The 23,857-nt window shown below is 62.8% G+C and carries 28 protein-coding genes; 15 read left to right on the top strand and 13 right to left on the bottom strand.

Annotated elements, in window-relative coordinates:
• Positions 1-190 precede the first annotated feature (190 nt).
• Positions 191-511 (top strand): DUF1476 domain-containing protein, encoded by a 321-nt coding sequence (locus LB524_RS26140; RefSeq protein ID WP_015318134.1) that lies wholly within the window; start codon positions 191-193, stop codon positions 509-511.
• A gap of 110 nt (positions 512-621) precedes the next feature.
• Positions 622-1,395 carry an HpcH/HpaI aldolase family protein gene (locus LB524_RS26135; protein ID WP_224531164.1) on the top strand — a complete coding sequence of 258 codons (774 nt, stop codon included), beginning with the start codon at positions 622-624 and terminating at the stop codon, positions 1,393-1,395.
• On the opposite strand, the gene LB524_RS26130 is transcribed toward LB524_RS26135, so the two are convergent.
• The 3 genes from LB524_RS26130 to LB524_RS26120 form a co-directional block, all read right to left on the bottom strand.
• On the bottom strand, positions 1,302-2,144 hold the full coding sequence (locus LB524_RS26130) for an acyltransferase family protein (protein ID WP_224531162.1): 843 nt from the start codon (positions 2,142-2,144) through the stop codon (positions 1,302-1,304). The genes LB524_RS26135 and LB524_RS26130 overlap by 94 nt on opposite strands.
• Entirely contained in the window at positions 2,090-2,593 is a 504-nt protein-coding gene (locus tag LB524_RS26125; RefSeq protein WP_224531159.1) for an acyltransferase family protein, read from the bottom strand. The genes LB524_RS26130 and LB524_RS26125 overlap by 55 nt, the downstream gene beginning before the upstream one ends.
• Positions 2,594-2,766: 173 nt before the next feature.
• Positions 2,767-3,315 carry an RBBP9/YdeN family alpha/beta hydrolase gene (locus tag LB524_RS26120; RefSeq protein ID WP_224531158.1) on the bottom strand — a complete coding sequence of 183 codons (549 nt, stop codon included), beginning with the start codon at positions 3,313-3,315 and terminating at the stop codon, positions 2,767-2,769.
• A gap of 244 nt (positions 3,316-3,559) precedes the next feature.
• On the opposite strand from LB524_RS26120, the gene LB524_RS26115 reads away from it, so the two are divergent.
• Complete coding sequence (locus tag LB524_RS26115; protein WP_224531156.1) at positions 3,560-4,372, top strand: VOC family protein; 813 nt, start codon at positions 3,560-3,562, stop codon at positions 4,370-4,372.
• Between the two features lie 49 nt (positions 4,373-4,421).
• Here the strand turns inward: LB524_RS26115 and purB are convergent, their stop codons facing one another.
• Genes purB through LB524_RS26100 form a run of 3 tightly spaced genes read right to left on the bottom strand, consistent with a single transcriptional unit; the run spans position 4,422 to position 7,033 of the window.
• Positions 4,422-5,729 (bottom strand): adenylosuccinate lyase, encoded by a 1,308-nt coding sequence (gene purB / locus LB524_RS26110; RefSeq protein WP_140787521.1) that lies wholly within the window; start codon positions 5,727-5,729, stop codon positions 4,422-4,424.
• Positions 5,730-5,789: 60 nt separating this feature from the next.
• Complete coding sequence (locus LB524_RS26105; protein WP_224531155.1) at positions 5,790-6,254, bottom strand: hypothetical protein; 465 nt, start codon at positions 6,252-6,254, stop codon at positions 5,790-5,792.
• A 56-nt stretch (positions 6,255-6,310) separates the two neighbouring features.
• Positions 6,311-7,033, bottom strand: coding sequence for a DUF2259 domain-containing protein (locus tag LB524_RS26100; RefSeq protein ID WP_224531154.1), 723 nt, complete (start codon positions 7,031-7,033; stop codon positions 6,311-6,313).
• A gap of 147 nt (positions 7,034-7,180) precedes the next feature.
• On the opposite strand from LB524_RS26100, the gene LB524_RS26095 reads away from it, so the two are divergent.
• Positions 7,181-7,435 carry a DUF2171 domain-containing protein gene (locus LB524_RS26095; RefSeq protein ID WP_023773164.1) on the top strand — a complete coding sequence of 85 codons (255 nt, stop codon included), beginning with the start codon at positions 7,181-7,183 and terminating at the stop codon, positions 7,433-7,435.
• Positions 7,436-7,453: 18 nt separating this feature from the next.
• Here LB524_RS26095 and LB524_RS26090 read toward each other — a convergent pair whose 3' ends face one another.
• Together LB524_RS26090 and LB524_RS26085 are read right to left on the bottom strand one after the other, a co-directional pair.
• Positions 7,454-8,476 carry a P1 family peptidase gene (locus tag LB524_RS26090; RefSeq protein WP_224531153.1) on the bottom strand — a complete coding sequence of 341 codons (1,023 nt, stop codon included), beginning with the start codon at positions 8,474-8,476 and terminating at the stop codon, positions 7,454-7,456.
• Complete coding sequence (locus LB524_RS26085; RefSeq protein ID WP_224531152.1) at positions 8,476-9,549, bottom strand: branched-chain amino acid ABC transporter substrate-binding protein; 1,074 nt, start codon at positions 9,547-9,549, stop codon at positions 8,476-8,478. The genes LB524_RS26090 and LB524_RS26085 overlap by 1 nt, the downstream gene beginning before the upstream one ends.
• A gap of 179 nt (positions 9,550-9,728) precedes the next feature.
• On the opposite strand from LB524_RS26085, the gene LB524_RS26080 reads away from it, so the two are divergent.
• The 7 genes from LB524_RS26080 to LB524_RS26050 all read left to right on the top strand — a co-directional run bounded on the left by LB524_RS26080 (position 9,729) and on the right by LB524_RS26050 (position 16,067).
• The gene (locus tag LB524_RS26080) at positions 9,729-10,256 is read left to right on the top strand and encodes a flavin reductase (RefSeq protein ID WP_140662039.1); all 528 of its coding nucleotides are present in this window, start codon (positions 9,729-9,731) and stop codon (positions 10,254-10,256) included.
• On the top strand, positions 10,253-11,182 hold the full coding sequence (locus LB524_RS26075) for an AAA family ATPase (protein ID WP_224531151.1): 930 nt from the start codon (positions 10,253-10,255) through the stop codon (positions 11,180-11,182). Before LB524_RS26080 ends, LB524_RS26075 begins: the two co-directional genes overlap by 4 nt.
• Before the next feature lie 4 nt (positions 11,183-11,186).
• Positions 11,187-12,437, top strand: coding sequence for a vWA domain-containing protein (locus LB524_RS26070; RefSeq protein WP_140823612.1), 1,251 nt, complete (start codon positions 11,187-11,189; stop codon positions 12,435-12,437).
• A gap of 48 nt (positions 12,438-12,485) precedes the next feature.
• Positions 12,486-12,824 (top strand): XdhC family protein, encoded by a 339-nt coding sequence (locus LB524_RS26065; RefSeq protein WP_140823611.1) that lies wholly within the window; start codon positions 12,486-12,488, stop codon positions 12,822-12,824.
• Positions 12,825-12,830: 6 nt separating this feature from the next.
• Positions 12,831-13,535, top strand: coding sequence for an XdhC family protein (locus tag LB524_RS26060; RefSeq protein ID WP_140717416.1), 705 nt, complete (start codon positions 12,831-12,833; stop codon positions 13,533-13,535).
• Positions 13,532-15,142 carry an NTP transferase domain-containing protein gene (locus LB524_RS26055; protein ID WP_224531150.1) on the top strand — a complete coding sequence of 537 codons (1,611 nt, stop codon included), beginning with the start codon at positions 13,532-13,534 and terminating at the stop codon, positions 15,140-15,142. Before LB524_RS26060 ends, LB524_RS26055 begins: the two co-directional genes overlap by 4 nt.
• Positions 15,143-15,215: 73 nt before the next feature.
• Positions 15,216-16,067: an alpha/beta hydrolase gene (locus LB524_RS26050; RefSeq protein WP_140617249.1), complete on the top strand. Its 852-nt coding sequence runs from the start codon at positions 15,216-15,218 to the stop codon at positions 16,065-16,067.
• A 19-nt stretch (positions 16,068-16,086) separates the two neighbouring features.
• On the opposite strand, the gene LB524_RS26045 is transcribed toward LB524_RS26050, so the two are convergent.
• Positions 16,087-17,136 carry a DUF1176 domain-containing protein gene (locus LB524_RS26045; RefSeq protein WP_140874085.1) on the bottom strand — a complete coding sequence of 350 codons (1,050 nt, stop codon included), beginning with the start codon at positions 17,134-17,136 and terminating at the stop codon, positions 16,087-16,089.
• 140 nt (positions 17,137-17,276) lie between these two features.
• Here LB524_RS26045 and LB524_RS26040 point away from each other — a divergent pair, with 140 nt between their 5' ends.
• The gene (locus LB524_RS26040) at positions 17,277-17,783 is read left to right on the top strand and encodes a DUF1993 family protein (protein ID WP_015318115.1); all 507 of its coding nucleotides are present in this window, start codon (positions 17,277-17,279) and stop codon (positions 17,781-17,783) included.
• A 51-nt stretch (positions 17,784-17,834) separates the two neighbouring features.
• On the opposite strand, the gene LB524_RS26035 is transcribed toward LB524_RS26040, so the two are convergent.
• A complete protein-coding gene (locus LB524_RS26035; RefSeq protein WP_015318114.1) occupies positions 17,835-17,999 on the bottom strand; it encodes a hypothetical protein in 165 nt (54 codons plus the stop codon).
• A gap of 335 nt (positions 18,000-18,334) precedes the next feature.
• Between LB524_RS26035 and LB524_RS26030 the strand changes: the two genes are divergently transcribed.
• The 3 genes from LB524_RS26030 to LB524_RS26020 all read left to right on the top strand — a co-directional run bounded on the left by LB524_RS26030 (position 18,335) and on the right by LB524_RS26020 (position 21,343).
• Positions 18,335-18,844 carry a hypothetical protein gene (locus tag LB524_RS26030; protein WP_015318113.1) on the top strand — a complete coding sequence of 170 codons (510 nt, stop codon included), beginning with the start codon at positions 18,335-18,337 and terminating at the stop codon, positions 18,842-18,844.
• A 120-nt stretch (positions 18,845-18,964) separates the two neighbouring features.
• Positions 18,965-20,032, top strand: coding sequence for an aldo/keto reductase (locus tag LB524_RS26025; protein ID WP_224531148.1), 1,068 nt, complete (start codon positions 18,965-18,967; stop codon positions 20,030-20,032).
• Positions 20,033-20,074: 42 nt separating this feature from the next.
• Positions 20,075-21,343 (top strand): cysteine desulfurase-like protein, encoded by a 1,269-nt coding sequence (locus LB524_RS26020; protein WP_224531146.1) that lies wholly within the window; start codon positions 20,075-20,077, stop codon positions 21,341-21,343.
• Between the two features lie 15 nt (positions 21,344-21,358).
• Here LB524_RS26020 and LB524_RS26015 read toward each other — a convergent pair whose 3' ends face one another.
• The 3 genes from LB524_RS26015 to LB524_RS26005 are packed head-to-tail and all read right to left on the bottom strand — an operon-like array spanning position 21,359 to position 23,854.
• Positions 21,359-22,387, bottom strand: a complete 1,029-nt coding sequence (locus LB524_RS26015; RefSeq protein WP_224531143.1) for a histone deacetylase family protein — start codon at positions 22,385-22,387, stop codon at positions 21,359-21,361.
• Complete coding sequence (locus LB524_RS26010) at positions 22,384-22,920, bottom strand: GNAT family N-acetyltransferase (protein WP_224531140.1); 537 nt, start codon at positions 22,918-22,920, stop codon at positions 22,384-22,386. Before LB524_RS26010 ends, LB524_RS26015 begins: the two co-directional genes overlap by 4 nt.
• Positions 22,921-22,924: 4 nt before the next feature.
• Entirely contained in the window at positions 22,925-23,854 is a 930-nt protein-coding gene (locus LB524_RS26005) for a 3-keto-5-aminohexanoate cleavage protein (protein WP_224531137.1), read from the bottom strand.
• Positions 23,855-23,857: the final 3 nt, after the last annotated feature.

The raw sequence follows: 23,857 nt of genomic DNA, 5'->3' as shown, positions 1-23,857 counted from the left end.
TCAATGCCGGGTCTATCCCAATCACACCGTTTGCTCAATCGGCAAATCCTTTCAATCAACCGCTTTCGGGACTGAAATGCCGCAGCGCAGCATATGACGAAGCATATTGACCGGCCCGCGACCTTTTGGTTTGTGCTTCGGCAACACACATATCCATTGCCAACGAATCGGATTTGACCGGAGGGACGCCATGAGCAGCATGAAAGACCGCGAAGAGGGCTTCGAGCGCAAATTCGCATTCGACGAGGAGCTTCGGTTCAAGGCTTCGGCGCGGCGCAACAAGGCGCTTGGTCTGTGGGCAGCCGAAAAGCTCGGAAAGTCCGGCGCCGATGCCGACGCCTACGCCAAGGAAGTCGTTGTTTCCGACATTGAGGAAGCCGGCGACCACGACGTGTTCCGCAAGATCCGCAAGGATTTCGATGCCGCCGGCGTCGAGCAGTCCGATCACCAGATCCGCCGCACCATGGACGAAATGATGGCGCAGGCGATCGAGCAGATCAAGAACACCTGATCCGGCCGCTTTCTGGCCCAATCGACCGCCCGGCCGATCCGGGCGGTTTTTCTTTGCCTTTGCGGCGGTTTCCGGCTGAAACTGCCGACGTTAACGAGGAAAGAGATTAGATGTCCCTGAAGTCCCGTCTTGCCGCAGATGAAACGCTGGTAACCGCCTGGTCGGGCGTGCCGGATGCCTTGACCGTGGAGATCCTCGCCAGGCAGGACTTCGATGCCGTCACACTGGACATGCAGCATGGCGGCCATCACGAGGACAGCGTCCTGCGCGGCCTGGCACCCGTGCTGGCCGTGGGCAAGCCGGCGCTGGTGCGCATTCCCGTTGGCCGTTTCGACATGGCCAGCCGCGCTCTCGATTTCGGCGCCGAGGCGGTCATTGCGCCGATGGTCAACTCGGTGGCCGATGCAAAGCTGTTCGCCGCGGCCATGAAATATCCCCCGCTCGGCGAGCGCTCGTGGGGTCCGACCTATGCCTTTCCCCGCCATGGCAAGGGCGACTATGCCGAATGGCTGCGCGACGCCAATCAGCGCACCATGGCTTTTGCCATGGTCGAGACGCGCACCGCGCTCGATGCGCTTGACGGTATCCTCGACACGCCGGGCATCGACGGCATTTTCCTCGGACCGTCCGACTTCTCGATCGCCTGGACCAACGGCACCACGGTCAATTCGACGCTGGAAAGCATGATGGAGACGGTGGCTTCGGTTGCCGAGCGCACCCGCAAGGCCGGCAAGCATGCGGCGATCTATGTCGTCGAACCGGCTATCGCCGGCCGCGTCGTGTCGATGGGCTATCGCCTGCTCGCCACGGGCTCCGAGCACGCGCTGATTTCATTGGGAGCAAGGACCCTGCTCAAGGACATGCGGGACTCGATCGGATCCTGAACCAGCGGATTGCTGTCGCCAGCGTGTTGCTCAGGCCTTTGCACCACGAGCGCCGTGGCGGCCGATCCGCCGCGTCTGATCCTGTCGAACAAAGCGCCGAGCGCCTGGACCCACCAGTTGTTGAAAGCCATCAGCGGCAATGCCGCGAGGATCGACCCAGATATCGCGACGGCAGCGCCGAGTGCGGCGGAGTCGCTTGCCAGCAGCGCCCATGATCCCAACGAGCAGATAACGGGTACATGCACGAGGTAGAGCGGGAAAGACAGGTCGCCCAGGAAACGTGCGGCCTTGCCGGAGAGCCATGACGGTGGGTCATCCGTGCTCAGCACGGCGTAAACCAGCATGATGCTTGCCGGGATGGCCACGCAAGCTTGCCGCAAACCGATATCGGAAACTGCAATATCGAGCACGGCGAAGGGCCGGTATATTCCGACAGCGTCTCCTGCATAACCCAGCAGCACCAGCGAAATAATCGCCATGGCCCCTCTCACCCATCGATTCAGGCGAAATCCCATGGCGAGAAGCGGATAGAGTAGGAGGCTGGCCGGAAAGGCACAAAAGAAGAAGCTGACTTGCACCGCCAAGAATACGCCGGTTGCTATGCAAAGCCAGGACAATAGCGCCCAGCGGCCTTGCAAGAAAAAGACGATCGGGGCGAGGGCGAAGGTCAGCATGCTGCCCCAGAACTCGATCGTCATGGTCCACAGGCTGCTGTCGTAATATTTGTCGCCGTAATGAATGTCCGCCACGCTCCTTGTAGGAATGCGTCGGAGAAACTCGCTGTCTCCCGCGACAGTACCTTTGAAGCATTGCCGAATCTGCCGAGCCACTCAGATTGAGCGACCGCCGCTGCATCCTCGAAGAAATACAGATCGAGCTTGAAGATGACACAGGACGATAGAACCACAACAAGCACGGGTCCAGCCAGACGAGGCAAACGTTTGATCGCACCCAGCCGAAGGTCTTGTGCGTCGCGGGACTGGAAATAACGCTTCACAAGCACATAGGAAGAGAGGACGAAAAACAAGTAGACGGCAGAGCCGCCATTGAAAGCGATGAAAGCCAGACTTGTCTTGAGCGATTGCGCAGCCTCCTCTTCGCCCGCTGCGGACGGCGCAAAAGCACACAAGATATGCCAATTGAGAACGATAAGCGCTGCGGCACCTCTCAAGAATTCGAGTGAAGCGTCCTTGCGCAAGCATTGACCTCTGTTTCAAGGGCGAAGAATTGGCAGCCCGGTTCAAGCACGGATGATCATCCAGAAAGCAATTTCCACTGCTTCTGAATAGTTAACGCTGGCCCTCTTAAATTATTATTTATTCGAGTCCTGCAGTTTGATCGAATGCCATCGTGCGTTGATTTTGGCGCGCCTCAGAGGTCCGTCAGAAACTTGGCGAAGGTCATCGATCCCTCGGGCCAGGGGCCAAAGCCTGAATCCTCGCTGAGATGGCCGGTTTCTCCGGCATCGATGAACAGCGAGCCCCAGGCGCCGGCGATGTCCTCGGCGACATCGAAAGGGCAGAAGAGGTCGTTGCGGCTGGCGATCACGATGGAGGGAAACGGCAGCGGTTCGCGAGGATAAGGGCCGAAGGTCATCAGATGTCTTGGCTTGATCTTGGGATTCGCGACGTCCGGCGGTGCCACGAAGAAGGCGCCGGCGACCGGCTTCCGGAACTGCGGAATGGCTTGTACGGCCGCGGCCACTCCAAGTGAGTGAGCGACGAGAACGACAGGTCTCTCGGCCTCGTTGACCGCCTTGGCCACACTCGCCGTCCAGTCCTCGCGCACCGGCTTCGACCATTCCGCTTGCTCGACGCGGCGCGCCGTGGACAGTTTCGATTGCCAGCGGGTCTGCCAATGCTCAGGCCCCGAATTGGTGTATCCGGGAATGATCAGAATATCTGCGTCCTTGACTTTCATGGCGCTCAGATAGCGAGCGCGATTGCCTCATGCAACCGTTGATGGGCAGGCTTCCGGTCGCAACGGTGAACACCATGTTCGCTTTTCGCTGTCTTGTGTGAACGATGAAGATCGACGATCTCTGTCGGGAGAGAAACAGCCGTGGAGGACCGGGATTTTGGCGCTGACACGACGTAGAATGATCGGCGCCGCTGGCCTCCTGGCTTTGGGAGCTTCGCGAGACGTCGCCGCAACGGAGACAATGATGAGCGAACTGCCATTTGCCGCCACCACGCCGGTGAGCGTCGCCCGCGTCGGCCTGAAGGCGCGTGATGCCGAAAGTCTTGCCGCCTATTATCGCAAAGTCGTCGGACTGCAGGAATTGAGCCGCGCCGACGGCGCGATCACGCTCGGTGCCGGCAGCCGTCCGCTGCTGGTGCTTGAGCCGGACAGCTCTGCCAAACCGGACGATCCGCGCAGCGCCGGCCTGTTCCATACGGCTTTCCTGCTGCCCAGCCGTGCCGATCTCGGACGCTGGATCAACCACGCCATCTCAGACAAGATCGCTATCGAGGGCGCTTCGGACCATCTGGTCAGCGAAGCGCTCTACCTGACCGATCCCGAGGGCAACGGCATCGAAATCTATGCCGACCGCCGCCCGCAGGATTGGAAATGGAACGGCGACAAGATCGCCATGGCGACCGAGCGGATGAACATTCCGTCTGTCGTTGCCGAAGTGCCGGCCGGCGATGCGGGATGGCAAGGCGCGCCGGAAAACAGCATTGTCGGCCATGTCCACCTGCGCGTCGGCAGACCGGAAGAGGCCGAAGCCTGGTGGAACCAGGAATTCGGCTTCGACACGGTCGCCAAATATGGCGGCCAGGCGGTGTTCCTGTCGTCGGGGCATTATCACCACCACATCGGCGCCAATGCCTGGCAAAGCGCCGGCGCCGGCCGCCGCGACCCCTCCCGCTCGGGCCTTGCCTGGGTCGAGATGCGTTCGGACAATGCGAGCAGCGAAACGACCCGTGAGGATCCTTGGGGCACGGTGATCAGGACCGTGCCAGGTAAGGCTTGATTGGACGTCATCACGGCACCTTCTCCCCGTAAACGGGGAGAAGGAAAGCTCATGCTCCTCCGAACACCCGCTTGAAGATCGTGTCGACGTGCTTGGTGTGGTAGCCTAGGTCGAATTTCTCGCGGATTTGCGCCTCCGGCAGCGCGGCTGTCACTTCCTTGTCGCCCAGAAGTTCCTCAAGAAAATCAGCGCCTTGTTCCCACACCTTCATGGCGTTGCGCTGCACCAGCCGGTAGGAATCCTCGCGTGACAGGCCGGCCTGCGTCAGCGCCAGCATGACGCGTTGCGAATGCACAAGGCCGCGAAACTTGTTCATGTTGTTCAGCATGTTGTCGGGATAGACGACCAGCTTGTCGACGACGCTGGTCAGGCGTGACAGCGCGAAATCAAGCGTCACGGTGGCGTCCGGGCCGATCATGCGCTCGACCGAGGAGTGCGAGATGTCGCGCTCATGCCAGAGCGCAACGTTCTCCATCGCCGGCAGCGCCATGGAACGCACCATGCGGGCAAGGCCGGTGAGGTTTTCGGTCAGCACCGGGTTGCGCTTGTGCGGCATCGCCGACGAGCCTTTCTGGCCCGGCGAAAAATACTCTTCCGCTTCCAGCACTTCGGTGCGCTGCAGATGCCGGACCTCGATCGCCAGCCGCTCGATCGAGGAGGCGATGACGCCGAGGGTCGCGAAGAACATGGCGTGGCGGTCGCGCGGAATCACCTGCGTCGACACCGGTTCCGGCTTCAGTCCGAGCTTTGCCGCCACATGTTCCTCGACATAGGGCTCGATGTTGGCGAAGGTGCCGACCGCGCCCGAAATCGCACAGGTGGCAATGTCTTCGCGCGCGTGCACCAGCCGCTCGCGGCAGCGCGAGAATTCGGCATAAGCCTGCGAAAGCTTTATGCCGAAGGTCGTCGGCTCGGCATGGATACCGTGGCTGCGGCCGATGGTGACGGTGTCCTTGTGCTCGAAGGCGCGGCGCTTGAGCGCTGCAAGCAACGTATCGATGTCGGCCAGCAGAATGTCACTGGCGCGGGTGAGTTGCACCGCAAAGCAGGTGTCGAGCACGTCCGAAGACGTCATGCCCTGATGGATGAAGCGTGCATCGGGCCCGACGAATTCGGCAAGATGGGTAAGGAACGCGATAACGTCATGCTTGGTGACGCGCTCGATCGCGTCGATCTTCTCGACGTCGAATTCGGCCGCGCTTCCCTTTTCCCAGATGGTTTTGGCCGCCTCCTTGGGGATGACGCCCAGTTCGGCCAGCGCGTCGCAGGCATGGGCTTCGATTTCGAACCAGATGCGAAACCGGGTTTCGGGCGACCAGATGGCGACCATTTCCGGCCGGGAATAGCGAGGGATCATCGGTCATTCCTGATGTGTCGGAGGGATTTGTCCGCGTCCTAACAGAGGCGGGCCAAATGCTCAACGCTGCTGCCGTGCAAACCAGAGGCTGACGGCGAACAAGGCGACGAAACCAAGCGGGAAATAGAGCCGGATGCCCAGCACCACGAACTGGTAGGACGCCACCGCCATCGTGAAGGCGAGCTGAAAGCCCCAGGTGAGGGTGAATACGGGCGCATGCCATTCGGCATAGTAGGAGCGGTATTGCAGGGCATACAGCAGGGCGGTGAGGCCGATCGTTGCGGCAGCAAGCCCTACGAATATCGCCGCGAAGGCGACCTCCCGGCCCCTTCCGAGCGAAACCAGCCGTGCGGCAAAGAGGCCAATCGGAAAGGCCAGGGCGCCGCCGACGGCAAACAGCAGGGACACGGTGCGGATCTTGCCCGGCGTCACCCAATTGTCCAGCAACAGGTTGACGAGTGCGCTGGCGCCCATGGCGGCGGCCCACAGCAGCGCACCGAGAAGCGCTGCACGCAGTGTCGGCATGGCGCCGCGAAGGTGGTGCAGGGCGCGATTGCGCCTGACGGGTTGGACAAGCTCTGTCACAGGCGGCCGGTCACGGCGATCCAGCGAAAGTCCGGCCCTTCGAAGCCATACTGGCGCACCGCGATCAGCACCGCATAAGCGCTGAGGCTGTCCATCGAGAACGTCTGCACCGCGCCGATGCGGTAGCCGTTCGGGCAGCCCCGGCTCTTGGGGATCGCTTTGTCCTCGTGCAGCAATTTGGTGGTGCCGCCATCCCGCGCCTCGATACGCAGCAACCGGAAGCCATTGATCTCGCCCTGGCTGGCGCAACTTTCGGTGTCATTCATGCCGATCTCGTCAAGCCGGAACTCGAGCGGCTGGTCGACAGGGGAAAAGATCTGTCGCGGATTGACCACTATGCGATGTGGATCGGCCGAAAGCTCGGTCACCGGGTTGGAGCCGGCGGTGATGCCGCGGTTGGCACTCAGCTCGGCCTGGCTGACAATGGCCTCGCCCTTTTGCCGGGCCTGAAGGCGGGCAGCGTCGAGCGTTGCCTTCTCGTCGTCGAGCCGGACCCTGACCGGCCTGCCCTTGAGAAAGCTGTCGTTGCTCGTGTCGATGTAATAGCGGTTGGCATAGGGAAAGCCCGACCCGTCCTGGATGCCGTACTCCTCGAAGGCGAACACGCCGCCATCCCGGGTGAAGCCCAGGATTTCGAGCTCCGCGACATCGCCGGCCTGGGCAATCGACGCCGCGAACTGCGTGGCCAGGCAAACGGCAAACAGGAAAAGCGTCCGCATTGTCATCGCTCCTTCGGCCTGATCGCTTCAATCCCTAGCACGACGAGATCAAAACGTCGTGCGGACCAAGGCCGATGCATCCAAACCGCTCGTCATTTGTTATTGTCGGCAGTCCCAAGGGAAACCCACCCCAATGGAGAAGCTAACATGACCGACACCAGCAAAATTCGTGAGCACATGGAAGTCGTCGGCGCCGACGGCGTGCATATCGGCACCGTCGACAAGGTCGATGGTCAGCGCATCAAGCTGACCAAGGCCGACAGTGGCGAGGGGGCTCACAAGGGCCATCACCACTATATTTCCCTGGCCCTGGTTGCCGAGGTCGATGGCAAGAAGGTGTGGCTGTCCGCGAATTCCGATGTCGCGGTGACGTTCGAGGAAGAAAAATCCGATCCGGTTTGATCGACGGCTTTAGCCAGCCTAGTGACGTGACGACCAGACGGGAAACAGGTCGTTGTCGGCTGGCGTCGCGGCAAACACGCCACGGCTGATGGCGCGCGCCATAGTGGCGCCGGCGGCGGCGTAGAGGTCGATTGCCGCGTCGGCGGTCAGTTCGACCCCGCTCTTGCCGGTGGCCAGCGCGAACACCAGGTCGCCGTCGGCCGGTGTATGGGTCGGCCAGATGGCGCGCACGAAGCCGTCATGCGCCGAAATTGCCAGGCGTTTGGCGGCGGCCTTGGTGAGAACCGCGTCCGTGGCAATGACCGCGATGGTCGTGTTGCCGCCGCTGTCCATCTGCCGTCCGTGATCCTTGTCCCGGTATTTCAGCAAAATCCGCTTCGCGTCCTCGGGCATGGGCGAGGGATAACCAAGCCCGCCGAATTCATCGCCGATTTCGAAGGGTGCCGCCCAGAAATGGCGGGTGCGGCCGACGGTCACCGAGCCGGTCGGGTTGACGGCGGCCAGCGCGCCGATGGTGATCCCATTGTCCAGCAGTGTCGAGGCGGAACCCAGGCCACCCTTCAGCCCCGACGTCAGTGCACCGGTTCCGGCGCCCGCCGTGCCAAATTGGAAATCGACAGCGGCAGTCTGCACCGACTCGTAGCCGAGGTCGCGATAGGGGGGATAGCGGCCCCAGTCCTTGTCGCCGCCATTGCGCAGGTCGAAGAGGATCGCCGCCGGCACGATCGGTACGCGGAAGCCGCCAACCTCGAAGCCGATGCCGCGTTCGCGCAGTGCGGCCTGCACGCCGGAGGCAGCATCGAGCCCGAAAGCAGAACCGCCCGACAGCACCACGGCATGGATCGTCTCCACCAAATTGTGCGGTTCCAGCAGATCCGTCTCGCGGGTGCCAGGCGCGCCGCCAAGAATCTGGACTCCCGCGACCGCCGGCTCGTCGCAAAGGACGGTCGTCACGCCGGACTTCAGCCTGGCGTCGGAAGCATTGCCAACGCGCAGGCCCATGACATCGGTGATGAGATTGCGTGGACCGGTGCGGAACATCAGTTGTTTTCCAAGGGCACGAAGCGGGTGCCGTCGAAGCGGAAGACACGGTAGAGGCTCTGGCTGAGGTCGCCCTTGTCGTCGAAGCGGACCGGTCCGATCGCCGTGGTGAAATCATGCCCGGTGAGTGCCTCGGCCAGCGGCCCGCCGGAGCCTGCTGCGTCCGACGATGCGGCCTTGGCGATCTCGACCGCAGCATAAGCCGGCAGGGCGTAGCCGTCCGGCACGATCTTGTGCGCGGAGAAGCTTTCCAGCACTTTGGGATCCGCGACATCGGCCCATTCGGGTGGCGCGATCATCAGCGTGCCGGTCGCGTAAGGCACGTCGCCGGGCGGCGTGCGCAGGTTTTCGCCGCCGGCAAGGACGATGCCCGTCTGGAGCTGGGCGGCATCGCGCCCCATAATGGCGATGTCGTCGCCGTCGCCGCCGGCAAAGACATGCGTGGCGCCGGCCTTTTTCAGCCGTCCCACCAGGCCGATCTGGTTGTCGAGCTGCGGCCGGAACGTGTCGACGAAGACCGGTTTCAGTGCCGCCTGCTCGGCAGCAGCACGAAATGTCTCCGCCATCTCACGGCCATAGATGGTGCCGTCGTCGATGATCGCGAACAGCTCGTTCTGCCATAGGCGGGTAAGGGTGGAGGCGACGGCATTGCGCTCGTCGTCGCCTCGCGGGCCGAGGCGATAAACCGGCCAGCCGGTCTTGGCGCGGCGGTCGGTCAGGCTTTCGGTTCGCACACCAACGGTGATGACAGGAATATTGGCGTCCTTAAGGACAGGCATCGCCGCCTCGATCGCCTCCGTGCAGAGGAAGCCGATCACGACATTGACCTTGGCTGCCACGAATTCCCTGGCCGCCGCGGCGCCGCCATCGCCGGTGCAGGCGTCATCAACAGTCTTGAGTTGGATGCCGTCCACCTCTGCCGCGAGCCCGGCGCCAGCCTCGATCTGCCTGCCGAGGATGGCCGATGGTCCCGACAGGGGTGCTGCGACACCAATCGTGAGCGTCTGTGCGCTGGCGGCGCCGGCCATGAACAGCCAGGCCAGCGCTGCGGTTATGGTTGCCCCGGATCGCATGCTGCCGAAGAATTCCTCCAAGCCCGCGACGTCGCGCAGGCGTCAAATTCCCGCCAAGACCTAAAGGCTGCCCGGCCTTGGTGCAACACGCGAATTCGGGATATGGGCCAAGCACTTCGCTTGTGGCATGTGATGTCTGGCCATATATGTCAGGTGAACAATGGCCATGGAATCTTCCAGTGCTGAAGAAGAACGATATTGGACCGCAGGCCTATCGCGACGCGATGAGTCATTTTGCCGGTCATGTCCATGTGGTGACCACCGACGGACCCGCCGGAAAGCGGGGGACGACGGTGATCGCGGCATGCTCTGTGTCGGATACGCCGCCGACCATCCTGGTCTGCCTCAATCGTGAAAATGCCAAGAATGAGCTGTTCGTGAAGAACGGCAAATTTGCCCTGAACACGCTGGCTTCGCACCAGGAGCCGCTGTCGATTGGATTTTCCGGCATGACTGGCCTGCCGGTCGAAGAGCGCTTCGCGCTCGGCGAATGGGATGTGATTTCCACCGGCGCGCCGACGCTGAAGGGCGCGCTCGCCGTGTTCGACTGTGAACTGATCGACACCAAGGACCTGGCCACCCATCGTGTGCTTTTTGGCAAGGTGACAGGCCTGCGTATGGGCGATAATTTGCGGCCGCTGATCTATCACGCCCGCGGCTACCACGTCCTGGAAAGTGGGGCCGCCGCACCCACGGAGAAGGAATGAGCGACTTGAACCCGCGCCCCGTGCCGCGGACGATCGACGAAACGCTCGATCTCCTGACCGGCGCGGACTACGTCGCGGACCGGTCGCTGGCAACGGTGCTTTTCCTGTCTCTGCGCATGAGACGGCCGCTTTTCCTCGAAGGCGAGGCCGGCGTCGGCAAGACCGAGATCGCCAAGGTTTTGGCCGAGGCGCTTGGCCGCCGGCTGATCCGTCTGCAGTGTTATGAGGGGCTCGACGTCTCCTCGGCCGTTTATGAGTGGAATTACGCCGCGCAGATGATCGAAATCCGCATGGAGGAGGCCGCCGGCAAGGTCGACCGCTCCGCCATGGAGCGTAACGTTTTCTCCGAAAAGTACCTGATCCGCCGGCCGGTGCTCGATGCGCTGACCGGCAAGACGGGCGCAGCCCCGGTTTTCCTGATCGACGAACTCGACCGCACCGATGAAGCCTTCGAAGCCTTCCTGCTCGAAATCCTCTCCGACTTCCAGGTGACTGTGCCTGAACTCGGCACGATCAAGGCGGAAGAGCCGCCGATCGTCATCATCACCACCAACCGCACCCGCGAAATCCACGATGCGCTGAAGCGGCGCTGCCTTTATCACTGGGTCGACTACCCCAGTGCCGAGCGCGAACTGGAGATCGTGCGCCGCAAGGTGCCTCGGGCCAACCAGCGGCTTTCGGCCGAAGTGGTGTCCTTCATCCAGAAGCTGCGCCAGATCGAGCTGTTCAAGGTGCCGGGCGTCGCCGAAACCATCGACTGGGCCGGCGCGCTGACCGAACTCGACAAGGTGGCGCTCGATCCGGAGACCGTGTCCGACACGATCGGGGTGCTGCTGAAATACCAGGACGACATCGCCCGCATCGGCGCGGGCGAGGGCCGGCGCATCCTCGACGAGGTCAAGGCCGAGCTCGCGGCGGCGGAGTAGGGTGGTGAAGGCGTCCCGACCCGACCCTGGAGAGGCGACGGCGGACGGCCGGATCGCAGACAACATCGTCTATTTCGCCCGCGCCTTGCGCAAGGCCGGCATGCGGGTCGGGCCCGCTTCGGTCAAGGACGCGATCGAGGCGGTGCTCGTCGCCGGCATCGGCTCGCGTGATGACTTTTACTGGACCCTGCACGCCGTTCTGGTCTCGCGGCATGAGGATCATGCCACCTTCGACGAAGCTTTCCGGCTGTTCTGGAAATCGCGCGAATTGATCGAGAAGCTGTTGGCGATGTTTTCACCGGTGGCGCCTGACGTCAGGCAGAAGCAGAAACCGCGCGCGGCTGAAAATCGCGTCAGCCAGGCGATGTTCGAGGGTCATCAGAAGAACCAGACGCCTCAGGAAATCCCTGAGATCGAGGTCGACGCCCGCTTCACCTTTTCCGGCAACGAGCTGTTGCGGGGCAAGGACTTCGCGCAGATGAACGCAGTCGAGATGGCTGACGCCAGGAAGGCGATCGCGGCGTTGCGGCTGCCTGTCGACATGGTGCGGACCAGACGCTTCAAGGCCGATGCGCATGGCCGCCGCATCGATCCACGCGCCATGATGCGCTCGGCGGCGCGTACCGGCGGTGAATTGATCCTGCCGAAATTCCGCTCGGTCCGCGAAGTTCATCCGCCCCTGGTGGTGCTGGCCGATATTTCCGGTTCGATGAGCCAATACACGCGCATCTTCCTGCATTTCCTGCATGCGCTGACGGAAAAGCGCCGGCGCGTGCACACTTTCGTCTTCGGCACGCGGCTGACCAACCTGACCCGGCAGATGCGCCACCGCGATCCCGATGCCGCCCTTGCCGATTGCTCGGCGGCGGTCAAGGACTGGTCGGGTGGCACGCGCATCGGCGATACGTTAGCCGAGTTCAACCTTGTATGGTCGCGACGTGTGCTGGGACAGGGCGCGGTGGTGCTTCTGATCACCGACGGGCTGGAGCGCGACGATATAGGGGGCTTGGCGGAAGAAATGGAGCGGCTGCACAAATCCTGCCGGCGGCTGATCTGGCTCAATCCGTTGTTGCGCTTCGATGGTTTTCAGGCGCGCGCCCGCGGCGTCAAGGCGATGCTGCCGCATGTCGACGAATTCCGCTCGGTGCACAATCTCGACGCGCTCGCCGATCTCTGCGCCTCGCTGGACAAGAAATCGGTTCTTTCCGTCGATCCACGGCGGTGGATGGATGCTGGCGCAAGGCGCGCCGCATAGCCATATATTTCCCGGCTTTTGGAAAAACAGACCCTGAGAGAAGCAACGATGAGTGACAGTCTTTATCTCGATGAGGCCCGCGACCCGCTGATCATCGCGGAAGCCTGGATGAAGGACGGCAAGGATGTCGCAGTCGCGACCGTGGTCGAGACCTGGGGTTCAGCGCCGCGCCCGGTCGGCAGCCACCTTGTCATCGATGCCCATGGCAATTTCCACGGCTCTGTTTCGGGCGGTTGCGTCGAGGGCGCTGTCGTGACCGAGGCGGTCGACGTCATCGGCTCCGGCAAAGCCAGGATGCTGGAGTTCGGTGTTGCCGATGAGACCGCCTGGCAAGTCGGCCTGTCCTGCGGCGGCCGCATCAAGGTTTATGTTGAGCGATTGGGCTGACCTCCGATGGATCCTTATGCGCTGAAGACGCTCAATGCCGAGCGGCGCGCCCGCCGCGCGGCGATCCTCGTCACCGATCTCGGTGATGGTCGCGATCGTATCGTGCGGGAGGGCGATCAGGTCGCCGGCGATCTCGGTGCGGCGATCGCCAAGGCGTTTCGATCCGGCAATTCGGGGTCCGTCGAGGCGGAAGGGCGGACCTTCTTCCTCAATGCGCATCTGCCGCGGCCGCGTCTGGTGGTGATCGGCGCCGTGCATATCAGTCAGGCGCTCGCGCCGATGGCACGGATCGCAGGCTATCCCTTGGAGATCATCGATCCGCGCACCGCCTTTGCCACATCGGACCGCTTTCCCGATGTCGCCTTGCATGCCGACTGGCCGCAGGACGTGCTGGAACGCCAGCCGCTCGACGCTTACACCGCGCTCGCCGCCGTTACCCATGACCCGAAGATCGACGATTTCGCGCTGAAGGCGGCACTCGACGCCAACTGTTTCTATGTCGGAGCGCTCGGCAGCCGAAAGACGCATGCCAGGCGCGTCGAGCGCCTGCTGGCGCTGGGCGCGAGTGCGGACCAGATCGCGCGTATCCACGCGCCGATCGGGCTGGACATCGGGGCGGCAAGCCCCGCCGAGATCGCCGTCGCCATTCTCGCGCAGACCATTCTTGCCTTCCGCTCACGCGGCCTCGATGCGAAGGGCGCGGCGGCGTGAAATTCGGTCCGATCCCGATCGACGCGGCCGAAGGGGCGGTGCTGGCGCATGCGACCGCGGCCGGCGAAAAGCGATTTCGCAAGGCGCACAGGCTGAGCGCCGAAGATGTCTCAACGCTCAAGAGGGCAGGTGTTTCGCAGGTCGTTGCGGCCGTGCTGGCGCCGGACGATCTCGGCGAGGACGCCGCGGCGCAAAAAATTGCCGAAAGCATGACCCTCGGCGGCATCGAGGCGAAGCCCGCCGCTACCGGCCGGGTCAATCTCCACGCCAAGGCGGCTGGCATCTTCACCGTCAATGCCGCTGTCATCGATGCGATCAATGCGGTCGATCCCGCTATCACCATCGCCACGCTTGGCCAGCACGCGCCGGTCGAAAAGGGCCAGATGGTCGCGACGGTGAAGATCATCCCCTTCGCGGTCTCTTCCTCGTTGGTGGCCGCCGTGACGGAAATCTGTGCCAGCGGCGAAATTTTTGCCGTCAACGCCTATCGGCCGATGCGTGTCGGCGTCGTCCAGACGGTGCTGCCGGGCACCAAACCAACCGTGCTCGACAAGACGCTACGCGTCACCGAAGCCCGGCTGGCGCGCTCCGGCGGCAGGCTGACGGCGGAGCGCCGTACGCCGCATGAGATCGCCCCTGTCGCCGAGGCTGCCATCGCGCTTGCGCGCGACAACGACATGGTGGTGATCTTCGGGGCTTCCGCCATGAGCGATTTCGCCGACGTCGTTCCGGCGGCGATCGAGAGGGCGGGCGGTACCGTCATCCGCGCGGGCATGCCGGTCGATCCCGGCAATCTGCTGGTGCTCGGCACACTCGGCGGCAAGCGCATCATCGGCGCGCCTGGCTGCGCCCGCAGCCCCAAGGAGAACGGCTTCGACTGGGTGCTCGACCGATTGATTGCCGGCCTGGACGTCACCGCGCGCGACATCGCCGGCATGGGCGTCGGCGGCCTGCTGATGGAGATACCGACGCGGCCGCAGCCGCGCGAGCCGCTGCCGGCCAAAAGTCGGCTCAAGGTCGGGATCGTGCTTCTGGCGGCGGGCCGGTCGAGCCGCATGGGCGGGCCGAACAAGCTGATGGCGCTGTTCGACGGCCAGCCGCTGGTGCGCCGCACCGCCGAACGCGCGCTCGCCTCGAAGGCTTCGGGCACGATCGTCGTCACCGGTCATCAGCGCGAGCGGGTGCGCGCGGCATTGTCGGGCCTCGACGTCACCTTCGCCGACAATCCCGATTTTGCCGATGGTCTGTCGACCTCGCTTAAGGCCGGCACTGCCTATCTGCCCGAAGACGCCGCTGGTGCGATGATCGTTCTGGGAGACATGCCGGGTGTCGCATCCGACGACCTCGACAGGCTTATCGATGCCTTCCGCAGGGCCGGCGGCAACTCGGTGGTCCGTGCCACGCACCAAGGCAAACGCGGCAACCCGGTGCTTTTGCCGCGCTCGTTATTCGCGGCAATCGCCCATCTCGAAGGCGACACCGGCGCTCGCCATCTGGTCGAGGCCGAAGGGCTCGATGTCATCGATGTCGAGATCGGGGAGGGCGCGTCCGTCGATGTCGACACCCGAGAGGCACTGGAAGGCGCGGGCGGCGTGCTGCAGGATTGACAAACGGAGGCGGCATTAGCATGCCTGCGGTATGGCTATTCGTACCGTCGCGTGCCGCGCTTTCGTCACGGCAATGCTTTTCTTGTTTTCCTCGGCCGCCAGTGCCGACACATTGTCCCTGAAACCCTTCAAGGACGATCTCTTCGCCTATCCGGCGACGCTGTCATCCGACAGCAACGGCGCCTACACGGTCCTCGACTACCGCGAGATGCGCGACATCAACCAGCGCGACGAGGTGCCGGAAAAACGCGTGCATGCCCAGTACACCGACACCGGCGTGCGCAAGGTGCAGCAGGATCTGATGCTGAAGACCGATGCGGGCGATGTCAGGCATGTCGCCGTCGGCAAGACGAAAGGAGCCGCCATCATCGTGCTTTACCTGCACGGGCAGGGCGGCAGCCGCAAGCAAGGCGTCGACGACTTCACCTTCGGCGGCAATTTCAACCGGCTCAAGAACCTGATGGCCGGCAATGGCGGGCTCTATATTTCTCCGGATTTTCCTGATTTCGGCGACAAGGGCGCAGCACTGGTCGCCGCCCTGATCGACCATTATGCCGAACAGTCTCCGGGCGCGAAAATCTTCGTCGCCTGCGGCTCGATGGGCGGCGCGCTGTGCTGGAAACTTGCCGCACGCAAGGATACTGGTGGCCGCGTGAATGGACTGCTGCTGCTCGGATCGCTGTGGGACGAGGGCTTTCTTGCAAGTCCCGCCTTCAAGCGTCGCGTGCCAGTGTTCTTCGGCCAGGGCAGCCACGATGTGGTCTTTCCCGTGGCCAACCAGGAAGCGTTCTTCCGCTCCATCCTTGCCAAATCAAAAAACTATCCGACCCGCTTCGTGCGCTTCGAGACCGGCACGCACGGCACGCCGATCCGCATGGTAGACTGGCGCGGCACGCTCGACTGGATGCTGTCGAAGGCACCATAAGCCTGATGCGCTAGAGGATCTAAGGCGCGGTGTTGTAGTCGACGATCGTCTGCGGGTTCTCCTCGCCGTCATAGGACGCGTCGACGTCATACTGGACCAGCGAGAAATCGCCGTTGCGGAACAGATATGTCCCGGCATCCGAAGCATCGCCGACGCCGCGCCATTTGTTGAAGGTGGTGATGGTGTGAGCGTTCTGGTCATAGTCGGAATTGACCGCCCACCCTGTGGTCCGGAAGCCGATCACCGTTACACTCAACAGCTTGCCGTCGCTGTCGTTGTTCTCGTAGCGTATATCGGTCTCCGGCTCGGCGAACTGCAATTGCCTGACACCGTCCACCTCGTCGGTCATGTAATAGACCGAGCTTTCATTGTAGGCGGCGGCCGAGCAGGAGAAGTGGAACAGCCGGGTCTCCTTGTCAGGATCGTTCGGCTGAGCATTCCTGTCCTTGTATTTGATCGAAAAGACCTCCGGCTCATTGGCCAGGCGGTCCTTGTCGCATTGGTCGCCATAGGTCGCCAGGAAGGCCTTCTTGGCCTGTTCCAGTGCGGTGTCCTTTTTCGGCGGCGGCGGGCCGTCGCCGCAGCTTGGCGGCAACGCCTCGTCGAAGTCGGCTGTGGAGGGCTTCAGCGCTCCCTTGTCGATGAAGATAGGCTGGAACGGCGGCGCCTGGATCTGGGCGTTGACCTGGCGCAGCGTATAGCAGCCGGCGAAAACCTTCGCCTCGCCCTTCTTGTCGGTTGCCTGGATGGCGACCGGGACGTTGTAATAGATGCTGCCCGCCGCGCCCTCGTCCGAAATCGGACCGGTCTTGACCTCCACCTTGTCGGTGCCGTCATAGCCTTTGACGAACGTGTCGAAATCCTTTGCCGGCTTTGTATCACCGAAGTAGCCCCAGGCGCGGGCGAATTCATGCCGGTTGATGGCGCTGTAGAGTGAGCGCACGACCGCATCCGCGCTCGACCGATCATCGACGTAAGGCGCTTCGGGCGTATCGGCTGCGGCCAATGCCGCGTGGCCTGTCGTGGCAAGGGAGAGAAGGGCAGTCGCTGCGAAAAGGGCGCGTGTCATCGGGGATCTCCGCTCGATAACGAAGATTCTACCACGGCGATTGCGGCGACGTGGTGACGCCATGCGCCCGCCGCTTGAAGAATCGCGCCTGAGAGCGCTACGTCCTCCCGCCGGCGTTCCTGCCGGACAGGAGATCCGACGTGACGATATCGATGTATGAGGCATCCGTGCCCGTGTTTTCAGCCAGGCTGAAAGCACTTTCCAGTGTGCTGGCTGCAGCCGAACAGAATGCGCTTGACCGCAAGATCGACCCGCAGGTGTTTTTGACGGCGCGGCTGGCGCCCGACATGTTCGCACTTGCCAGGCAGGTGCAGATCGCAACCGACCATGCCAAGGGCGCGCCTTCACGGCTGGCCGGCCGCGAAGTGCCTAAATATGAGGACAATGAAGCAAGCTTCGCCGATCTCGAAGCGAGGCTCGCCAAGACGGTCGCCTACCTGGCGACTTTTTCCGCAGCCGATATCGACGGGTCGGATGACCGGATGATCGAACTGAAGCTGGGGGGCCGGGAAACGACGCTAAGCGGCATGCAATATCTGCTGCATGTGGCCATGCCCAATTTCTATTTCCACCTGACCACCGCCTACGACATCCTGCGCCACAATGGCGTGCCGTTGGGCAAGGCGACATTCCTCGGATCGCGTTGAGAAATCGGACTTTGAGATGTCCCGGGTCGATCCGGGACATCTCGCACCTGCTTAGCGGATGGACATTTCGCGGGCGATGCGCGGGAAATCGGCGGGCTTGATGCCGATGTCGGCGCGCTCGGCATTGCTCATCGAATAAAGGAGCGCGAGCGCCGCGCGATATCTCAGATGTTCCTGCGGGCGCGGCCGGGCGAACATTTCCGTGAAGAAACCCATGATTCAGGCTCCTGGTTGGTCCTCCACATCAGGCAATATAGGTGAATCGTGAAGATTGTGCAGTGCAGCATACGCATGCCTGCCATGTCCGGATGGTTTTTGTAAAATTTTTTTGCAGCAAGGTGAAACTCTTGCGCCGCGCCCAACGTAGGCTTCGAAGCTGGTACATGGCCAGTTTTCCTCCCCACTCCTGGCGAATTTCCGGACTGCATGAACATGCAGTCCGGCTTTTGCCGGCGCCTCCGGCAACGATCCCCTGAAGGGAAATTAGTTAAGACCGGCGGCATTTATTTTTAACGAGCTGGTTCTATGGTCTGAAACTCGAACTGTCGGGCATGGGGGAGGCTGATATCGCTACTGGCGCCAAGCGGGATTTTGCGTCACTGCTCGACGACCTCTTCGTTGCCACCGACAAGGGCAACGGCGGTGAGGGCGTAGAGACCGGCGCGCGCCCATCCATCCCGTTCGACTATCTCTCGGTCGCCGATGAACTCCATTCCGGCCGCATCAAGGTATCCGCCGCGGAATATCGCGAGGCCGGCGCTGATCTGGCCAGCGAATTTGCCGCCGTGCTTGAACAGGCAAGGCTGGCGCTGGCTGGCGAAGAGCCGAAGCCGGAAGAAACATTGCCGCCAATCGATCCTGAATCGATTGCGGTCGAACTGGGTCTGGAGCAGTCCAAGAGCGCCGCCGACTTCGGCCGCATGCGCCGCAGCTTTGCTTTCGCCAACCATCCCGATCGCGTCGCCCCGCATTTGCGCCAGCGCGCCATGATCCGCATGCAGGTGGCCAACATGCTGATCGACGAGGCCAAGCGCCGCGCCGTGGCCGCCGCACGACGCTAACCCCGCTTTGCTCACGCAAAAGTCGGCCTGGCAAGGCTTGGAGAGCGCTTCCGCTTTTCCTATAAGATGCGAACTCCTCCCCGCGCAGCCGCGCATACATGCCCTCCGGAGCAGAATTCCATGCACAAACGCCGTCTCGGTCGGACCGATCTTCTTGTTACCCAGATCTGCCTTGGTTCGATGACCTGGGGCCAGCAGAACACCGAGGCCGAGGGCCATGCCCAGATGGACCTGGCCTTCTCGCGCGGCGTCAATTTCATCGACACCGCTGAACTCTATCCGATCCCGCCCAAGGCGGAGACGCAAGGACGGACCGAGAAGATCATCGGCAGTTGGATGAAGGCCAAGGGCAACCGCGACAAGGTGATCCTGGCCTCCAAGGTCGTCGGCCGCACGGCCAACAGCTGGTTTCGCGGAGACCGGCCCTCGCAATTGGTGCGGGCCGATATCTTAGATGCCATCGACAAGTCGTTGGCCAAGCTTGGCACTGATTATCTCGACCTTTATCAGATCCATTGGCCGGAACGGGACATCCCCTGGGGCGCCAACCCGACGCGCGTCGGCGCCGTGGCGCGGCGTGCCGATTCTGTCGGCGCACCGGTCGGTGAAACGCCGATCGCCGAGACGCTCGCGGTGTTCGATGACCTGGTGAAGGCAGGAAAAATCCGCCATTTCGGCCTGTCCAACGAGAGTTCCTGGGGCGTGATGCGCTTCCTTGCAGAGGCCGACAAAGGGATCGGTCCGCGCGTCGCCTCGATCCAGAACGCCTACAATCTCGTCAACCGTACTTTTGAGGTGAACCTCGCCGAGGTCTGCGAGCGCGAAGGGGTGTCGCTGCTTGCCTATTCGCCGCTGGCCCAGGGTTATCTGACCGGCAAATACGATCATGGCGCCCGCCCGCAGGGCTCGCGCTCGCAGCTGTTCAACCGCGGCCAGCGTTACGAGACGCCCAATGCCGCCGAAGCGCAGCTCGAATACAATGAGCTGGCACGCTCTTTCGGCCTGGAGCCGGCGCTGTTTGCCAATGCCTATGTCTCGAGCCGGCCCTTCGTGACCTCCAGCATCATCGGCGCGACAACCATTTCCCAACTGGAGATGGCGCTGTCTTCGGTGGATGTCGTCTGGACTGAAGAAATGCAGAAGGCGGTGGATGCCGTTCACCAGAGGGTCGGCAATCCCTGCCCGTGACCGAGCCCGGAATTGTCGTGTAGCAGCAAAGGGATGGAGACGATGGTGGATTTTTCGATCGAGGCCGTGCGTGGAAAGTTCCCCGCTCTCTCGCTGACCGACAAGGGCCGCCGGCGCATCTATCTCGACAATCCTGCCGGCACGCAGGTGCCGCAGGCCGTGGCCGACGCGGTGTCGCGCTGCCTGCTTACGACCAACGCCAATCTCGGCGGTTATTTTGAAACGACGATCGCGGCACAGCAGGTCGTTGACGAGGCGCATCTGGCGATGGCCGACTTCCTCGGCGCGGCGAGCCGGCACGAGATTGTCATCGGCGCCAACATGACGACGTTGACCTATCATATGTCACGCACGCTCGGCCGCACGATGAAATCAGGCGACGAGATCATCCTCACCCACATGGATCATGAGGGCAATGTGTCGCCCTGGCTGCAACTGGCCGAGGACCTCGGCCTCGTCGTGCGCTGGCTGCCGTTCGACGAAAAGACCTGGCAGATCGAGGAGGCGACACTCGCCGGCCTGCTGTCCGGGAAGACAAGGCTGGTGGCGTTGAACTACGCCAGCAATCTCACCGGCTCGATCAACCGGGTCAGGTCCTTGACCCAACTTGCAAAACGGGCCGGCGCGCTGGTTTATGTCGATGCGGTGCAATTCGCACCGCATGGGCTGATCGATGTGCAGGAGCTCGGCTGCGATTTCCTGATCTGCTCGGCCTATAAATTCTTCGGTCCGCATATGGGTATCTTGTGGGGCCGGCGCGACGTCATCGACGGTCTGCAAGCCTATAAGTGCCGTTGCTCCTCGAACGGCTTGCCCGAGCGGTTCGAACTCGGCACGCCGCAGATCGAACTGATGGCCGGCTTGACCGCCGCGGTCGACTATTTCGCCGAGCTCGGCGCGGCGGCAGGTGAGGGTGGTTCAAGAAGGCAGAAGATCGCCAAGGCGTTCCAGGTCTCCATTGCCCATGAAAACCCGCTGGCGCAAAGGCTGATCGATGGCTTGTCCGACATTTCCGGGCTGACGGTCCGAGGCATCACCGATCCGAAACGGCTCGGCGATCGTGTGCCGACTGTCTCCTTCACCGTCGATGGCATTGTCCCCGAAACGATCGTGCGGCAGATGAACGCCGAGAACATCTTCGTGTGGTCGGGCCACAACTATGCCTGGGAGATCGTCCATCAGCTCGGCATTCCGGCCGAGCAAGGCGTCGTGCGCATCGGCATCGCCCATTACAACACCGCGTCCGAAATCGACGAGACGCTGGAGAGCGTGCACCGGGTGATTGCCATGCTCAGGCAGCAACGCTCCTGACTTGGGTTTGAACTCTCACCGCGCCTTGCCGCCAAAGCCGGTGAGGAATGCGGTGAGATTGTCGCCGAGTTCGTCGCAGAGATAGCCGCCTTCCTGGACGATGACCGCCGGTAGGCCGAGCCCGGCGATGGCCTCGCCGATGCGCGAGAAGCCCGGCGTCGTCACCGAAAGCCCGCCGAACGGATCGCCCTCGAACGCGTCGAGGCCGAGCGCCACGACCAGCACATCGGGGGAGAAGGCGCGGATACGCTGGAACGCCACGCCGAGCGCTTCCAGAAACGCCGCATCCGCGGATTTGCGCGGCAGCGGCAGGTTGAAATTATAGCCAAGCCCGGGACCTTCGCCGCGCTCGTCGGCATGGCCCCAGAAGAACGGGTAGAACCGCACCGGATCGGCGTGCAGCGACACCGTCAGCACGTCAGGTCGCGCATAGAAAATGCCTTGCGTCCCGTTGCCGTGATGCAGGTCGACATCGAGGATCGCCACGCGGGCCGCCTGCCTGCGCAGCACTTGCGCCGCCACGGCTGAGTTGTTGATGAAGCAGAAGCCGCCGGCGACATCGGCGAAGGCGTGGTGGCCGGGCGGGCGGCACAGCGCATAGGCGGCCGACGCTCCGGCCATGACGGTTTCGGCGGCCTCGACCGCGCTCCAGGCGCTCCACAGCGCGCTCTGCCATGTCTCGCCCGAGATCGGGCAGGCGGTGTCGGCCATGTGGTAGCCGGCTTGGCCCACTGCTGAGGCCGGATAGGAGCCGTTGCGGGCGATCGGGTGGATGTTGGGAATGACCTCGGCCGACGCCCCTTCGATCCGCTGCCAGCGTTCGAAAATATGTTCGAGGAAGTCGAGATACTCGGGTGTGTGCACCGCCGAGATCGGACCGAGGCCGTGATCGCGCGGTCGCTCGATCGTGCAACCGGAGGATTTTGCGCCGGCTAACAATCTTTCGACGCGCTCCGGCTGTTCAGGGTTGGGCTGCGCCACGCCACTGGAAAGAAAGGCCTTGGGATCGTGGCGCTTCTGCTCCTGCGCATAGAAGGCCTTCATTGCTGCTCCCCATTTTCCGGCGCATCGGCGAAGGCGAAAAAGGCCTCACCGATGATTTTCTGCGTCTGCTCGTAGCTCGACCAGGCAATGCCCAGCCGTTCGTAAAAGGCCTTGGCACCCTCATTGTCGGTGTCGACCGACAGCCTCAGATACACGCCGCCCTCTTTGCGGCACTCGGCAGCCACGCGTCGCAGCAGGCGTTCGCCGATCTTGCGGCCGCGAAACCGGTCCTCGACATAGAGGTCCTGCACATAGACGCCAGGCCGTCCCATCCAAGTCGAGAAGATCGGGAAATGCAGGCACAGCCCGGCGAATTCGCCGTCGACTTCTGCGATGAGGGTCGAGAAGGCGGGTTTTTCGCCAAAGCCCCAGCTTCTGAGATCGTCCGCTGTCGAGATGATTTCCTCGGGCGCCCCGATATGAGTGCCAAGCTTCAGGATCGCCGCGTGAATGGTTTCGACGTCATCGATGGTGCCGGGGCGAAGGATGATCGCACGCGTGACAGGTACAGTGGCAGGATCGGGCGCTGTCATCTCGTCAAAAAGCCACCCTGTCGCCGCCCTTGAGCGCCAGCATGTCGCGCGCTTCGGCCGGCGTGGCGACCTCCAGCGACAGTCCATCGAGAATGCCACGGATGCGCCGCACCTGGTCGGCGTTGGACTTCGCCAGCTGGCGGCCATCATAGAGGCTGTCCTCCAGTCCGACCCGGACATTGCCGCCCATGGCTGCGGCGATCGAGATCAGCGGCATCTGGTTGCGGCCGGCGGCCAGCACCGAAAACTGGTAGCTGTCGCCGAACAATTTGTCGGCGATGCGCTTCATATGGATGAGATTGTCCGGGTCGGCGCCGATGCCGCCCAGGATGCCCAGCACGAACTGGATGAACAGCGGCCCCGAAACCAGCCCCCGGTCGCGGAAATGCGCCAGCGAATAGAGGTGGCCGACATCGTAGCACTCGAACTCGAAGCGGGTGCCGCAGCCCTTGCCCAGCCGCTCGATCACGCCTTCCATATCGGCGAAGGTGTTCTTGAAGATAGTGTCGCGGGTGGCCTCGAGCAGCTTCGGTTCCCACTCGTGCAGCCATTCCCTTGGCTTGTCGAGCATAGGGAACAGCGCGAAATTCATCGAGCCCATATTGAGTGAGCACATCTCGGGCTGAGCCCGAAGCGGCGCCGCCAGCCGCTGGTCCAGCGTCATCAGCGAGGAGCCGCCTGTCGTGATGTTGATCACCGCATCGGTCGCCTGCTTGATGCGCGGCAGGAACTCCATGAACACTTCGGGGTCGGCGGTCGGGCGGCCATCTTTGGGATCGCGGGCGTGCAGATGCAGGATCGAGGCGCCGGCCTCGGCCGCGGCGATAGCGTCCGCGGCGATCTGGTCCGGCGTCACCGGCAGATAGGGCGACATCGACGGCGTGTGTACCGAGCCTGTAACGGCGCAGGTGATGATGACTTTTCGCGGCGCCATTTT

Source organism: Mesorhizobium sp. ESP6-5 (assembly GCF_020164695.1).
Lineage (GTDB): Bacteria > Pseudomonadota > Alphaproteobacteria > Rhizobiales > Rhizobiaceae > Mesorhizobium > Mesorhizobium australicum.
Note: the sequence above shows the minus strand (reverse complement) of the source record. Positions and strands in the feature narration are given on the sequence as shown.

Excerpts from the sequence above, each read along its gene's own strand:
- LB524_RS26140 (WP_015318134.1), top strand. The coding sequence starts at position 191 with ATGAGCAGCATGAAAGACCGCGAAGAGGGCTTCGAGCGCAAATTCGCA.
- LB524_RS26135 (WP_224531164.1), top strand. The coding sequence starts at position 622 with ATGTCCCTGAAGTCCCGTCTTGCCGCAGATGAAACGCTGGTAACCGCC.
- LB524_RS26120 (WP_224531158.1), bottom strand. The coding sequence starts at position 3,315 with ATGAAAGTCAAGGACGCAGATATTCTGATCATTCCCGGATACACCAAT.
- LB524_RS26115 (WP_224531156.1), top strand. The coding sequence starts at position 3,560 with ATGAGCGAACTGCCATTTGCCGCCACCACGCCGGTGAGCGTCGCCCGC.
- purB (WP_140787521.1), bottom strand. The coding sequence starts at position 5,729 with ATGATCCCTCGCTATTCCCGGCCGGAAATGGTCGCCATCTGGTCGCCC.
- LB524_RS26105 (WP_224531155.1), bottom strand. The coding sequence starts at position 6,254 with ATGCCGACACTGCGTGCAGCGCTTCTCGGTGCGCTGCTGTGGGCCGCC.
- LB524_RS26100 (WP_224531154.1), bottom strand. The coding sequence starts at position 7,033 with ATGCGGACGCTTTTCCTGTTTGCCGTTTGCCTGGCCACGCAGTTCGCG.
- LB524_RS26095 (WP_023773164.1), top strand. The coding sequence starts at position 7,181 with ATGACCGACACCAGCAAAATTCGTGAGCACATGGAAGTCGTCGGCGCC.
- LB524_RS26090 (WP_224531153.1), bottom strand. The coding sequence starts at position 8,476 with ATGTTCCGCACCGGTCCACGCAATCTCATCACCGATGTCATGGGCCTG.
- LB524_RS26085 (WP_224531152.1), bottom strand. The coding sequence starts at position 9,549 with ATGCGATCCGGGGCAACCATAACCGCAGCGCTGGCCTGGCTGTTCATG.
- LB524_RS26075 (WP_224531151.1), top strand. The coding sequence starts at position 10,253 with ATGAGCGACTTGAACCCGCGCCCCGTGCCGCGGACGATCGACGAAACG.
- LB524_RS26065 (WP_140823611.1), top strand. The coding sequence starts at position 12,486 with ATGAGTGACAGTCTTTATCTCGATGAGGCCCGCGACCCGCTGATCATC.
- LB524_RS26060 (WP_140717416.1), top strand. The coding sequence starts at position 12,831 with ATGGATCCTTATGCGCTGAAGACGCTCAATGCCGAGCGGCGCGCCCGC.
- LB524_RS26050 (WP_140617249.1), top strand. The coding sequence starts at position 15,216 with ATGCTTTTCTTGTTTTCCTCGGCCGCCAGTGCCGACACATTGTCCCTG.
- LB524_RS26045 (WP_140874085.1), bottom strand. The coding sequence starts at position 17,136 with ATGACACGCGCCCTTTTCGCAGCGACTGCCCTTCTCTCCCTTGCCACG.
- LB524_RS26035 (WP_015318114.1), bottom strand. The coding sequence starts at position 17,999 with ATGGGTTTCTTCACGGAAATGTTCGCCCGGCCGCGCCCGCAGGAACAT.
- LB524_RS26030 (WP_015318113.1), top strand. The coding sequence starts at position 18,335 with ATGGGGGAGGCTGATATCGCTACTGGCGCCAAGCGGGATTTTGCGTCA.
- LB524_RS26025 (WP_224531148.1), top strand. The coding sequence starts at position 18,965 with ATGCACAAACGCCGTCTCGGTCGGACCGATCTTCTTGTTACCCAGATC.
- LB524_RS26020 (WP_224531146.1), top strand. The coding sequence starts at position 20,075 with ATGGTGGATTTTTCGATCGAGGCCGTGCGTGGAAAGTTCCCCGCTCTC.
- LB524_RS26015 (WP_224531143.1), bottom strand. The coding sequence starts at position 22,387 with ATGAAGGCCTTCTATGCGCAGGAGCAGAAGCGCCACGATCCCAAGGCC.
- LB524_RS26010 (WP_224531140.1), bottom strand. The coding sequence starts at position 22,920 with ATGACAGCGCCCGATCCTGCCACTGTACCTGTCACGCGTGCGATCATC.
- LB524_RS26005 (WP_224531137.1), bottom strand. The coding sequence starts at position 23,854 with ATGGCGCCGCGAAAAGTCATCATCACCTGCGCCGTTACAGGCTCGGTA.